Genomic DNA, 14,352 nt, shown 5'->3' with positions numbered 1-14,352 from the left:
CCATTGACAAGTTTCGTCATGAAATTTAGAATAAATGAAGAATATTAGGGAATAACTGTTTCGTATAATCCTGGGGATTGGCCTGGGAGTTTCTACGAGATCACCGTAAATGATCTGGCTACGAGCAAACAAAGCGGAGAGACGAGTCGCTCTCCCGAAATGACAAAAGAGGGCTTGAAGAAAGCCTTTTTCTGTGGTTTCGGGGGAATCGCACAGTCTTGACCCGGCTTTGCTTGTGAGTCCGGCCATTTGATCACTGATCAAAGCCGGATTTTTTCGTTGTTCCAAAAACCATTGGAGGGATTTGGGGAATGGATCGATTTTTTAAGCTGAAGGAAAACGGTACCAATGTGCGTACTGAAATCATGGCAGGTTTGACTACTTTCATGACGATGGCGTATATTTTGGCCGTAAATCCGAACATTCTCAGTAGCTTTGGCTCCGGTGCCACAGGTATGGACTGGACTTCCGTATTTTTGGCCACTGCGATTGCTGCTGGTGTTATGACTATCGCGATGGGGTTATTCGTTAATTTTCCGGTCGCTTTGGCTCCAGGGATGGGATTGAATGCTTATTTTGCAACGGTGATTTTGGCTTCACAAGGTACGTTTACTTTCCAAATGGGGTTAACGGCAGTATTTATTTCCGGATTGATCTTTATTGTATTGACGGTTACGAAGGTACGTCAAATGCTGCTGGTTGCTGTGCCTGACAGCTTGAAGCACGCAATTACAGTGGGTATCGGATTGTTTATTACGATAGTCGGCTTGAAAAACAGCGGTATGATGGCTATTGCGGTAGAAACAAGCAATGACGTGAAGGCTCATCAATATACGGACCTGCTATCGTTCGAATCCATTATTCATATGGGCAGCTTGAAAGATCCGAATGTAGTGCTCTGTATCGTTGGTATTTTGATTATTTCCATCTTGATGGTGCTTCGAGTTCGCGGAGCGATTTTGTTCGGTATTTTGCTGACGACTGTGGTCGGATTATTAATGGGACAAGTGAATTTGGGCACCTTGACGGATGCTAAAACCACTTGGGTTCCTGATCTGAGCAAACTGGCTTTTGGCCAATTTGACTTCAAAGGCGTACTTAACGCAGGGATTATTTCGGTCATTGCGACCTTTACATTTGTTGAATTGTTCGACACCTTCGGTACGCTGGTAGGTACGGCGAACCGTGCTGGTTTCATGAAAAATAAAGAAGAAGGCAACAAAAAAGTCGGTAAAGCCATGATGGTTGACGCGATTGCAGTAAGCGGTGGCGCATTGGTAGGTACAAGCACCGTGACGGCCTTTGTCGAAAGCGCGGCGGGCGTTGCTCAAGGCGGACGTACTGGTTTGACAGCCGTTACAACAGGCGTGTGTTTCCTGCTTGCTTTGTTCCTCGCTCCGATTGCGGCTTTGATTCCTGGCTCCGCTACGGCAGCAGCTTTGATTATTGTCGGCGTACTGATGATGCAGTCGGTTAAAGAAATTGATTTCCAAGATTTTGTTGTTGCGATTCCAGCGTTCTTCACGATCACTTTCATTCCGTTCACCTACAATATCGCTAACGGAATTTCGTTCGGTGTTGTCACCTATGTAATCTTGGCATCGTTCTCCCGCATGACCGGAAACAATAATCACAAGGTTCATTGGTTGATGTGGGTACTGGCTGTCTTGATCGTGCTGCGGTATGCATTTTTCGGCAGTGAAGGCTAATAACGATCGTGTTAAAAGCTTCGGTATTTCCCTTAACGGAATACCGGGGCTTTTTCTTTTATTCCAAAAATGATTTAAATGCATGCATTGACATTTCAAAAGACGCATACTATAATTGCAATCAATATTAAAACGCTAGGAACGGGAACAGTAGTTGGTCCGAACTGTTAAGAGAGCTGCGGGGTGGTGCAACGCAGTCAGTGAAGCCTACGAAACTCGCCCGGGAGCGGTGAAACTGAAACGATGTAGCGCTGCATCGGCAATTAAGTTTCAACGGATGGCCTCCGTGATCAGGCGTGCTTAAGGGCATTATACCCTAAGCACACGAGGTGGACTTTGGCTTGCAGCCGGGTCAACAAGAGTGGTACCGCGATAGATCAGGTCTGTCGTCTCTTTTACAGGAGACGTCAGGCCTTTTTTGGTTATTTAACAACACGTACTAAAACAAAATCATATACAGAAAATAACGCTAAGAACGGGAGTAGTAAAGCAAGCCGGACGAACAGAGAGCTGCGGGGTGGTGCGACGCAGTCGACGGATGCTTGAATCTCGCCCCGGAGCGGCAGGGCTGAACCCAGCATGGCTGGAAATTAAGCTCTGACGGATTAGCCCCACGTGATCGGGGAACGCAACAAGGCGTGGTGAAGCGGTGTATGAACAGAACCTGCTTGCCGGATAAGACGCTTGTTGCGAGCGAGGTGGACTCCTTTCCGAATGGAAAGAGTCAACGAGAGTGGTACCGCGGCAGCCGAAGGCCTGTCGTCTCTTATGTGGAGACGATAGGTCTTTTTTGTATAGGCAGGAATGATGCAGTTCAAAAACCTTAGAGGAGGCTTTACAAATGACAATTCATAACAATAACCAAGAAGGAAATCAGCCAAACGGAATGAAGAGAATCCATATTTTTGATACCACACTGAGAGATGGAGAGCAAGCACCGGGCGCATCCTTGAATCCAGAGCAAAAGATCGTGATTGCGAAGCAGTTGGCGCAGCTGGGCGTCGATATTATCGAGCCGGGTTTTCCGATTTCAAGCCCTGGTGATTTTATGGCAGTACAGCGCATTTCCCAGGAGGTTCAGGGCGTTGAAATCTGTGGATTTGCACGGTCGGTAAAGGAAGATATTGATGCGGCTATACGTGCTACGGAAGCTGCGGAGCGGCGCAGATTGCATTTATTCTTGTCGTCATCGAATATTCACCTGGATTTTCAGCTTCGCAAATCACGCGAGCAGGTCATTCAAATCGCTCGTTCTATGGTCGCTTATGCTAAGCAATTTGTAGATCGGATCGAATTTTCACCAATGGATGCCACTCGAACTGGAGATGAATTTTTGTTCGAAATGATTGAAGCGGTTATAGCTGAAGGGGCTACGATCATTAACATCCCAGATACCGTAGGCTATGCACTTCCTGAAGAATACGGTGCGATGTTCACCCGAGTAATGAATAACGTCCGCGGCAGCGATCAAGTGGAATTCAGTGCTCACTGTCATAACGATTTGGGGCTTGCCGTAGCTAACAGCTTGGCTGCCATTCGTGCGGGTGTCACCCAAGTGGAGGTAACCGTGAATGGTGTTGGAGAGCGTGCAGGGAACTGCTCCCTGGAGGAGCTGGTTATGGCGATTGAAACGCGTAAAGAAGCGCTTGGGGCGGAAACCGGTATCCAAACAGAGCACATTTATACCGTGTCTCAAAGGGTGAGCCGTGCTATGAGCTTCCCAATCGCTTTCAACAAGCCGATTGTCGGACGCAATGCATTCCAGCACGAAGCGGGTATCCATCAAGACGGGTTGCTGAAAAACCGTAATACGTACGAGATTATGGATCCTGATCGGTTGGGTGTTCCGCGCAGCATGATTATTCTTGGCAAGCATTCCGGCCGTCATGCGATCAAGCATCGTGTAAGTCAATTCGGAGTACAGCTGACAGAAGGCCAGATGGAATCGTTGTACACCAGCTTTAAAGAGCTGGCTGATAAGCAGAAGGTCGTTCAGGATCATCAGCTGATGGAGCTGGTGGGCAGTACAGTGAACACCGTGCTTGAGCCGTTCACCTTAGTTCAAGCTCAAGTGCTTACAGGAACGGCAGGACATCAGATGGCCTCCTGCACCGTCACCAATAATTCGACAGGAGAACAAATCGTCTGTTCGGGAACGGGAGATGCTCCCGTAGAAGCTTTGGTTGCGGGCATTAAGCAGGTGCTGCCGATCCATGTTGAGTTCGCTGATTTGGAGCTTTATTCCATGTCCTCTGGTGAGGAAGCGAACGGGGAAGCTATCGTGACTGTGAGCGCCAATGGAAGCAGCTACAGAGGGGTATCAGAACATCGAGATGTATTGATGGCGGTAGCTCAAGCATTCATGGCGGCTTGCAATCAGGCGGTTCGGGAGCAGGGGCAATGTGGTCAAACAGAAGGTTCAGTTTCCACAGGCCAGAAGACGGCTGTAGTTTCAAATGGATGAGTAGCTAAAATTGTCTGCACCCAGAGCTTCATAAATAGGGCCTTTCCTTATAAGAATTGGAAGAGGAGCTGGAAACAATGAATCGTGTCGTGCAGTATTACGAGTCTTTTGACGAGTGGGGCCGCCTCGACCGCGAGCCGATTGAATTTTTAATTAACTGGCATTTCATCCAGACGTATCTTCCTAAGCAAGGGCTTATATTAGATAATGGAGCCGGTCCGGGGAAATATTCAATGAAGCTGGCTCAAGCAGGTTACAAAGTCACATTAACGGATATTACCGCTAAGCTGGTTGATGCGGCAAGAGGGAGAGCGCAGGAGCTGGGCCTAGATGATCGTTTTGAAGGCTTTCATACGGCAAATGCGATCGCTTTGAGTGAATTGAGGGATAACCACTTCGATGCTTCTCTGATGCTCGGACCTATGTACCATCTGCAGCAAGAACAGGATCAGATAAGTGCCGTTAAGGAGTTGTACCGTGTGACAAAGCCAGGCGGATTTGTATTTGTCGCATTCATGTCAAGGGTACGGCACTTGATCACTTCACTGACGGCGCCTCAGCATTGGAAGCCTAATGATACAGCCGATAACATTGCAAGCTTTATGGAAAACGGCCGGTTTGACCACCAGGAGGAGAGACGGTTTACTGGTGCTTATTACTTTCAAATAGAAGAAATACAGCCGTTTATGGAAACCAACGGTTTCGAAACCGTAAAGCTGATAGGCTCGTCCAATATTGCTTCTTTGCTTCAACCCGACCAATGGAACTACTGGAGAAGCAGAGGGGAAGATGAATTTGCGAAAATCTTAGAGATGCTGAAGCAGACTGCTGAAAATCCTTATGTGCTGGGCATTTCTCCCCATCTGCTCTATATCGGAAGAAAGCAAGGCTAGTATGTTTGGAAAAAGGAACTTAATAGTCAAACACCTACAGGGGCTGTGGATAATAGTTATCCACAGCCCCTGTGTATAATGTGCATAACTTTGTAAAGAGGCTGTAAATCAACCTTTGTTATACCCAGATGAGAAAGAGGCGCGTGGATAATCATTAGACATCCATTCTGTGGATAATGTGGATATCCTTGTGGATGAACGCGGAAAAGGTTGGTTTTCTAGGGAGAAGGGACTAATTTTATTGTGAATAAGCTTGTGGATAAAGGGGCTATTAATTTAAATATGCACAGTTTGGATAGATAGGTGGATATTAGGGGACTGTACTTGGATAAATAAGAAATCCAGGAGGGTTTCTTGATAAAGGAGAAGCACTAACATGAATCCATTGTGGATAGCCAGGATTGTCCTTACATTAGGGATAAGCTTACTTCCGTACGGACATGCCGCTGCATATTCCGAGCTTCAGCCGCCCTTATCTTCCGAGGGGCTAAAACTAACCCATGAAGTACATAAAAAAATATGGGTATTGTCTGTACCAGGCTTCTCTTTCCTGGAGCTTTCTCCTGCTTGGCAGGAGGCCATGCCTCAATTGATGAATCTTCGACAAGGCGCTGCTTGGGGATCTCTTAATATCCGAACACCGGGTAAAGGGCTGGAGGATGCTTATTTATCGATAGGCGCAGGTCATTTTGCGGAGGGAGGGCCCGGGGTACAGGGACTGCAGCGCAATGAGCTGTGGAATGGACAGGGTGCGGCAGGTATGGTTCAGCGGCATGCCGGACGTTTCTCGAATAGCTCCATTGTGGTTAAAGAAGCAGAAGTCATGCGCAGAATGAATATGAATAACTATTATCGTGCCGTCCCGGGGCTTCTGGGGGAGAGACTCGAGTCAGCCGGTATCCGTCTTAGTGTATGGGGAAACGCAGATCGAGCCAAACCGATAGGAGCATCGGAGGATGAAATAGGACGGTTGATTCGGCGGTACGCACCGCTAATGCTGATGGATGTATCAAATGCGGTAAAATACGGTGATGTGAGCGGTAGGGGACAGCTTCGTGATCCCTCGTGGCCCTCCGGATTAAAAACCGATTATAGGTGGCTGTTGAACCGCTGGCTTGAGCAGCCCGCGCCTTCCGTTACTTTGATGGAAATTGGGGATCTTGCGCGATTGTATGATGAGAAGGGGATGTATTCGAAGGCGGCTTTCGAAGGAATGAAGCGGGCCGTTTTGGCGGATCTGGATCGTTTTATTGGTGAAGCCGCGCGAGAGATAAGAAAAGCCCCAGATTCTGAGGGGAATGAGCTCTGGCTGTTTAGTCCGCAAGTGAACAGCGATGCTGTACGAGCAAAGGCTTATATGGCCCCGCTGCTTATGTACGGCCCAGCTATGAATGGCTCAGACGAAGCGCTTCTTACCTCTGCGACAACCCGCCGTCCGGGCATCGTGTCGTTAGTGGATCTGGCCCCTACGCTGCTCGGAAGGTTTGGGCTAGAGACGCCGGAGGCGATGATTGGGCTGACCATCCATGCGATGCCGAAGCAAGATGTACTTCCGGGGCTCTTAGGACAAGTAAGAGATATGCAGAACGTCTATGTGATGCGTCCTCCGCTGTTATATGGTCTCGCCATATATGAAATAACCGTTATGCTTGCTGTACTGTCTGTGGCTATGTTTGGAAAGAAGTATATGGGGAAAAGGACGGTCATGTGTTGTATCGGACTGCTGTTTTCATTACTGCTGGCGCCTGCCGGGTTATTGTCCATGGGATGGATGCCGAGTGAGCCTGCTGTGCTCACATCCGTAATTGCACTGGGATCGGTACTAGCTATCAGCTCTTGCTGTGCGTATTATGCTGTTTCCAAGCCAGGGCGAACCGCAGTGTGTTTGGCGGGAATAGGATCGATAGTGACCTTGCTGTTGTTGTATGACGGAATGCATGGAGCGAAGGCAATGCAGCAATCGGTGCTAGGCTACGATCCGATGATCGGGGCGCGATACTACGGCATGGGCAACGAGTGCATGGGCGTGGTGCTGGGGGCATCCTTGTTGGGACTCACCGCGCTGCAGCAATCGCTTCGGCGGCATAAGCGCCGCCCTGCGGAAGCGGGAGCAGATAGCGTCACGCTTCCTGCAGCTTCGCGGGCTGAGTCTTCGTCCGCGGGAGTATCGCCGGAGGCGGCGGGTTACGCCACCGCGCTGCTGCACAGCCCAGCCGCCGAGGCTGGCGGCGTAACGGCCTGGCGGCTGCCGCCGGTGGGCGTGCTCGCGCCGCTGCTTCGCGCCGGCAGCAGCCTGGCCGCTCGAGCGGGCACGGCGCCCGGCGCAGCGCTGCGCGGCAGCCGCTTGGCGGCACGAGCCGCGGCCGTGTGGCGCGCCTGGCCCGCCGCGGCCGTTGGCGCCGCCGTCGCCGGCTACCTCGCGTCGCCGGCGCTCGGCACTAACGCCGGCGGAGCGTTGTCCGCGGCGGTAGCCTTTGGCGCGTTAGGCGCGCGCCTGGCTGGCGGACGCCGCTGGCTGCGCGCCATGCCCACGCTGGCGCTGCTGCTGGCGGCAGCGCTCGCAGGCTTGTGGCTGCTGAACGCAGGCGCCACGGTAGACTCCGCCGATAAGCAGAGCCATATCGGCCGAGCCTTTCATACGCTGCTCCAGGGGCGTCTCGACCTGATCGGTGTCATCATCATGCGCAAGCTGGAGATGAATTGGCACCTGATCGGTGTCTCTGCTTGGAGCAAGGTGCTGCTTACCAGCCTGGTCGTCATGGCGGTTCTCGTGCTTCGGCCGCGCGGACTGTTCCGCCGCTGGCAAAGACGCTATCCGTATATCATGTTCGGATGTGCGGCCAATGTCATCGGAGCTATAGCCGCGCTCCTGCTCAACGACTCCGGCATCGTTGCCGCGGCAACGATGATCGTATACAGCAGCGTTCCCCTGCTGCTCTTAAAACTAGAGGGCGTCTGAATAAACAGACGCCCTGTGATTGACATGAAACCTACAAAACCTGAAATATGCTAAGCTAATATACTCCGGTGGGATATCCCCCTCCAGCCGCTATTGAAACCCATGAATTTGATTTGAGTTTAGAGGTATTTCACGGGTTTCAAAGGCGGACGTAAACTCTTCCGAGGCATATCCCACCTACCTATATAGCGAATTTCACGAAAAACAGGTTTCTCGACAGAATGAGGGCGTCTGAATAAACAGACGCCCCCGCATTATTCAGCCAATTGTTCCCACTGCTCATAGCAGTCGGTCAATTCGGCTTTTTTATGTTCAATCGCTTCATTTTTTTGCTGAACGAGCACATAGTCGTTGTATACTTCCGGCTGTGCAAGCTCCTCCTCGATTTGAGACAGCTCTTCCTCAAGCTTGGCGATCGTTTGCTCCAGTTGCTCGAGCTTACGCTGCTTGGTGCGCTCCTCGCGCTTCGCCGCTTTATTGGCTTCATAGCCGCTTTCCATCGATGCTCCAGAAGAAGCGGGCTTATTGCCGTTGGCCGCGCTGCTTTTGTTTTTTGCCGCTTCGGCTGCCAGCCGCTGCTGCTCCATTTCGGCAAGCTCCTGCTTTTTCTCCACGTAATCATCGTAATTCCCCAAATAAGAGGTGACTCCGTCGCTTTTAAGTTCTAGCATGGACTCCGCCATTTTATTTAAGAAATATCGGTCATGGGAAATAAACAGCAGCGTGCCTTCGTAGTCGATGAGCGCGGATTCCAGCACTTCTTTACTGAACAAATCCAGATGGTTGGTAGGTTCATCGAGAATAAGCACGTTCGCTTTTTGCAGCATCAGCTTGGCCAAGGAGACGCGGGCTTTTTCTCCGCCGCTTAACGCAGTGATTTTCTTGAATACATCCTCACCGCTAAATAGAAAGCTGCCGAGTACTGTCCGTATGCGGGCTTCCTCCAAATTTGGAAACTCATCCCACACCTCGGCGAGAATGGTCTTGTTTGGATTCAAGCCCTTCTGTTCCTGATCGTAGTAACCGATTCGTACGTTGGTTCCCCAACGAATATCACCTTTGTCCTGCTGCTGTGTACCGATTAGCGTCTTCAGGAGTGTGGATTTCCCAATCCCGTTCGGTCCGATCAGAGCTGCCGTATCCCCTCGGCGAAGCTGGAAGGAAACGTCGCGCAGCAGTGGCTTGCGCCCATCGTAGGATATGGATACGTTGCTCACCTGCAGTACTTCCTTGCCTGAGGTTTGCTCCACCTCGAAAGAGAAGCTCGCTCGCTTCAAGTCGCCTAGCGGCTTGTCCAGCCTATCCATCTTCTCCAATGCTTTACGGCGGCTTTGTGCACGTTTGGTGGTAGAAGCGCGGACGAGGTTGCGTTGAACAAACTCCTCCATTTTTGCGATTTCTTCCTGCTGTTTTTCGAATTGCTTCATTTGGATGTCATATTCGGCCTGCTTCGTCTCGACATACCGGGTATAATTGCCGGTGTAGCGCTTGGACGTTGTACGTTCGATTTCGTAGATGGCATTCACAAGAGCATCTAGAAAGTAGCGGTCATGGGATACGACCAGGATGGCCCCGGAATAAGAGCGCAAATATCCTTCAAGCCAGGTGAGGGTAGGGATGTCCAAATGGTTCGTCGGCTCATCCAGCAGCAGCAGGTCAGGTGCTTGAAGGAGCATTTTGGCTAGTGCCAGCCGTGTCTTTTGCCCTCCGCTTAACGTGTTGACGGGTGTCTCAGGAGCGAAATTTCCAAATCCCATCCCATGTAAAATTCCGCGGATGCGAGCCTCGGCTTCATACCCGCCTTGCTCCTTGAACCATTCGGACAAGGATGCGTAACGTTTCATCGTCTCTTCCGTCTGCTTGTCGTTTGCCAGCACATCCGGATCCGCCATCATCGCTTCCAGTCTTCTAAGCTCCTGTTCAGCTTCTTCCAGATGGGTAAATACGCTTTTCATTTCATCCCAAATCGAACGGTCCGATACGAGTCCGCTATTTTGTTTTAAATAGCCGATCTTTGTTTCCTTACTTTTGAAAATATCGCCCGAATCATAGGACATCTCTCCGGCGATGATTTGCAGCAGGGTGGATTTGCCCGCACCGTTCACTCCGACCAGTCCGATCCGTTCCCTGGCCTCGATTTGCAGCGATATATTAGAAAGCACGGTATTGATTCCGTAGCTTTTTGTAATTCCCGAAACTTGCAGCAGCATGATTAGCCTCCTAAACTTTTTGCGCTAACTTGCACTTGATGTGCTATAGCTTCAATAAATACGCAGCTTAACGAGTGTAAGCCTGTAATAGTCTCAATTATCTTAGTGTAACATGTTCTTGATGAATTTTCAGCCTGCATGTATTAGTGCGGCCTAGTAGCTCAAATCATTGTTTTTTTGCTGCGGTGAGCAAAATGACATAGGGCTTTAGGTGAATTATACACAGGTTTATGCACAAATCAACAATCAACAAATAAAGTCTGTGCATAGATCAATGGATTCCTATCAACATATCCACAGGCTGTGTTATCCACATACAGCAGCAGGCTCCCTGAAGCATTCAGCATTCTTTCAGATAAAAACCTAAACTTTTTGATGCATTTTGTCGATAAAATAGATGTACTGTACCGATAAGGTATACCGTCCGCCATATGTTATGGCACGCTCCTTAAAAGCAGGGCTTTTTCGGGCGAAGACTACCACCTAAAAGGAGGACTGCGGTGCAAGAACGAATGACGGCGAAAGCTTAAGTCATAGTCAACATCGATACAATGTCGGCTTTTTGAACAGCAGGAGTCACATGAAGCAGGATTCTATTAACTAGGATGCTGTCCAATAAAGTACATAGACTAGGAGATGAAACAATGCGTTTGCGGGCAACAAGACTTTGTATACTGTTTCTTATTTTAAGTATCGTGTCGAGCAGCTTTGGCGTGATGAGCGCTATGGCGGCTACTCAAGAAATATCCAACCTTGTATTGAATAAAAACGAGTTGCAGCTCGAAGTAGGCGAAACAGCAGCTTTAACAGCTACCGCTGTGTATGTGAGCGGAGCGACGGAGAATGTTACGATCAAAGCGGACTGGACTTCGAATCCGGCTCCAGAAGCGAAAGGTGTTGCTTCGGTATATGCGGGTGTTGTAACAGCCAAGGCAGAAGGTACGACAACCGTAACGGCAAGTTATATGGAGAAAACCGTAATTGTTAACGTTACTGTCATCAAGCATGTTCGTTCGCTTGTGAAAGATAAGCAAAAGGTAGAAATGCGCAAGGATGGCGAAGAGCAGGTTAAGCTGACTGCCTATTATGACGACGGTACGAATGAAGAAGTCACTTCCAAAGCAGAGTGGACTATTGATAACGATGCGGTTGCTACGGTAGTCGATGGCAAAATTAAAGGCCAAAACTCGGGCACGGCAATCGTTTCCGCCAAATATAACAATCAGACGGTTTCTATCCCAGTGAGCGTAGAAATTGCTAAGAGGGTCGATCCGAGTAAATCTCAATTATCCTTATTGATTAACAAATCGGAAACCATTACTTTATTCGCCACCTATCCGGATGGCAGCAGTAAAGTAGATGTGACGAACCTGGCAGATTGGGAATCCGATAATCCTGCAGTTGCTGATGTGCTAAAAGGGGAAATCACGGGTTACGGCCCAGGTCAAGCAACGATTACAGGGACTTATGGTACTAAATCAACTACGATTAAAGTCGATGTAGATAATGCGGTTAAGCTGGACCTCGGTACCGAGAACGTATATATGAAGAAGAATGGTACTGAGCAGTTGAAGCTTATGGCATCCTACGCGGAAGGGGATCCGGAAAATATTACGGACCGCGCGGAGTGGGCATCGAGTAATGACGCTATTGTAAGTGTTGTAAAAGGTAAATTGTTCGCAAATGCTATCGGTGAAGTAACCATTACTGCAAAATATGGCAACAAAACCGTTTCTGCGGTTGTAGACGTGGAAGTGCCGAGAAGATTGGAAGCAGAGCAGGACGCTCTTTTCATGAACACCGGCAAAGAAGAGACGATTGTTCTCTGGGCTACTTACTTGGACAATACCAAGGAGGATGTGGCCAAACAAGCGAAGTGGTCTGTAGATAATGAAGCGATTGTCAAAGTAACGGATGGCAAGGTTACCGCTTATAAAGCGGGTGAAGCAACGATTACTGCAACCTATGGCGAGAAAAGTGTAACGATCAAAGTTTCCGTTGATATTCCGAATGTCATCAAGCCGGATAAGAAAACCGTAAGCTTCCAAGTTGGAGGCTACGATAAGGTCACTTTGTTCGCGATCTATAATGATGGTAAATCCGATGATATTACTGAAAAAGCTGAATGGTCGTCCAGCGCTCCCGATATCGCTGAGGTTCGTAAAGGTGTGATTACAGGTGTAGGTACTGGTGCTGCAACTATTACGGCTAAATACGGCACAAGAACGGCAACGATTCAAGTATCCGTAGGCGTGCTGAAAAGCTTGACTACTACAAGTGATACGAATGTTTCTTTGAAGAAAGGCGACAAGAAAGAGCTGAACCTGACAGCTACTTATACGGATGGAACGACACCGGATAATCTTAAGAAAGATGCAGTATGGACTACTTCCAATGCCAAAGTGGCAACAGTGGAAGAAGGAATCGTTACAGCTATAGGCTCTGGTGAGGCGACTGTAACGGCATCGTTCGAGAGCAAAGCGGTTACGTTCAATGTTCAAGTTGATATGGCGGACAAGCTGACCGCGAAACCATCATTCATTAACTTTGACTTAGGCGAGACCAAGGCGATTACAATAAGCGCCACCGACTCCAATGGAGATGCTACGGATGTTTCTTCCCAAGCGGAATGGACCTCTAGCAATCCTCAGATTGCAACGGTAGAGAACGGTATTGTGACTCCGGTATCGCGTGGGAAAGTGACGATTACGGCAAAGTACGGCGGTAAGTCAGTTACGATTGCGGTAGAGATCGGCGTAGTACAGTCATTAGAAGTTGATAAAAGATATGTCTCTACGAAAAGTGGCTCTTCCGTGCAAATCGTATTGACGGCGACACTTTCCGACGATAGCAAGAAAGATGTATCAGCCATTGCACAGTGGAAATCGAACAACTACAAGATTGCTGATGTAAGTGAAGGGCTGGTAACGGGCGTAGCTGCAGGAAGTGCTACTATTTCCGCATCGTTCGGCGGTAAGAGTGTTGCAGTACCTGTTGAGATCGATAAGCTGAAATATTTGAAGACCGACGTGGTTACCGTAGAGCTGAAGTCGGGTTCGACGGCAGAAGTAAAAGCAACAGCTACTTTCGAGGACTTGGCTGAAGAAGATGTTACAATTCCGGCATTGTGGACTTCTTCCAATATTCGTGTTGCTGATGTAAAGGACGGTATCATCAAGGCAACAGGTAAAGGGAAAGCAACCGTAACGATTACGTATGCTAAGAAGAAAACGACGGTATATGTTATCGTAAATTAACTCCATTAAGAAGCTATAATCCATTCATAAAACTAATAAAAAAGGATCCGCGAGTAGCGGGTCCTTTTTTCTATATAACTTTAAAAGGCTATGTATCTCTTTAGCATGACTCCAAGGAAGCTATTTGGATTTCGATTGAAGCAGTTCAATGAGCTGCTGCCCGATATCTTTGCCACCGCCAGGGAAACCACCGTTTCTTGGCTGTTTATCTTTATTATCTTGCCCATTGGCCTCAGCATCCGATTTCTGCTGCTGTCGTTGCTGTTTATTTTCTTCCATCTTCTTAAGCTGTTCTTCTGTCGGTGCTTGTTTCTGCTTAGCTTCCCCGCCATTGGCATCGCCGGTTCCTTGTCTCATTGGTGTGCGTGAAGCAGCATCATCAATAAACTTCTTTTGTTCAGCTGTCAGCTTTTCAACCAGCTTCGTCTGGTTATCTGTAGTAAGCTCATCTTTTGTCACACTATCTTGCACAACGGGGAGCATTTGAGCGGCTTGTTCTTTAGTTATCCCGAGCCCTTCTTGTTTATCCATCCGGATCAATTCTTGAAAGGTCATCATCATTTGGCGTTGACCTTGGCTCATTGCTGTTTTTTGTTGTTTGTCCTGCGTGTTTTGATTTGCATCCTGCTTCTGATCCTGAGCTTGGGCCGCGGGTGTGTTTGTGGAGCCGGCTGCGTTGGCGGTACTTTTTGCCGATCCGTCTGCTGCTGTTCCGCAGCCGCTCGCAATAACCGCTAATAATGCACACATGCCTAGGAGTTGTTTATATTTCATATGAATCTTCCTCTCATCCTATTATCCGTTGGTTTGTTTTTATATGAGACATGAAGGAGAGCTACCTCAAAGGGGCAGCTCTCTTT

General features: G+C 48.8%; 7 protein-coding genes, 1 riboswitch and 2 other annotated features. Of the genes, 5 read left to right on the top strand and 2 right to left on the bottom strand.

Annotation, left to right across the window (positions count from 1 at the left end; translation table 11 throughout):
- The first annotated feature begins 40 nt into the window (after positions 1-40).
- Positions 41-141: riboswitch (purine riboswitch) on the top strand.
- 170 nt (positions 142-311) lie between these two features.
- The 4 genes from BP97_RS0134380 (at position 312) to BP97_RS0134365 (ending at position 8,025) form a co-directional block, all read left to right on the top strand.
- Entirely contained in the window at positions 312-1,709 is a 1,398-nt protein-coding gene (locus tag BP97_RS0134380; RefSeq protein WP_028553119.1) for an NCS2 family permease, read from the top strand.
- A 128-nt stretch (positions 1,710-1,837) separates the two neighbouring features.
- Positions 1,838-2,106: a binding site (T-box leader), on the top strand.
- Between the two features lie 65 nt (positions 2,107-2,171).
- Positions 2,172-2,479, top strand: a binding site (T-box leader).
- Positions 2,480-2,595: 116 nt separating this feature from the next.
- Entirely contained in the window at positions 2,596-4,173 is a 1,578-nt protein-coding gene (locus BP97_RS38495; RefSeq protein WP_051621257.1) for a 2-isopropylmalate synthase, read from the top strand.
- Positions 4,174-4,250: 77 nt separating this feature from the next.
- Positions 4,251-5,066: a class I SAM-dependent methyltransferase gene (locus tag BP97_RS0134370; RefSeq protein WP_028553118.1), complete on the top strand. Its 816-nt coding sequence runs from the start codon at positions 4,251-4,253 to the stop codon at positions 5,064-5,066.
- Positions 5,067-5,442: 376 nt separating this feature from the next.
- Entirely contained in the window at positions 5,443-8,025 is a 2,583-nt protein-coding gene (locus BP97_RS0134365; RefSeq protein WP_028553117.1) for a hypothetical protein, read from the top strand.
- A gap of 254 nt (positions 8,026-8,279) precedes the next feature.
- Here BP97_RS0134365 and BP97_RS0134360 read toward each other — a convergent pair whose 3' ends face one another.
- Positions 8,280-10,235, bottom strand: coding sequence for an ABC transporter ATP-binding protein (locus tag BP97_RS0134360; RefSeq protein WP_028553116.1), 1,956 nt, complete (start codon positions 10,233-10,235; stop codon positions 8,280-8,282).
- A 644-nt stretch (positions 10,236-10,879) separates the two neighbouring features.
- On the opposite strand from BP97_RS0134360, the gene BP97_RS38490 reads away from it, so the two are divergent.
- Positions 10,880-13,492, top strand: a complete 2,613-nt coding sequence (locus BP97_RS38490; protein ID WP_036747098.1) for an Ig-like domain-containing protein — start codon at positions 10,880-10,882, stop codon at positions 13,490-13,492.
- Between the two features lie 120 nt (positions 13,493-13,612).
- On the opposite strand, the gene BP97_RS39340 is transcribed toward BP97_RS38490, so the two are convergent.
- On the bottom strand, positions 13,613-14,266 hold the full coding sequence (locus tag BP97_RS39340) for a hypothetical protein (protein WP_051621230.1): 654 nt from the start codon (positions 14,264-14,266) through the stop codon (positions 13,613-13,615).
- Between the last annotated feature and the right edge of the window lie 86 nt (positions 14,267-14,352).

This window comes from Paenibacillus sp. UNC451MF, from assembly GCF_000686845.1.
Lineage (GTDB): Bacteria > Bacillota > Bacilli > Paenibacillales > NBRC-103111 > Paenibacillus_S.
The sequence above is the reverse complement of the archived record's forward strand: the minus strand, read 5'-3'. Positions and strand labels throughout refer to the sequence as shown.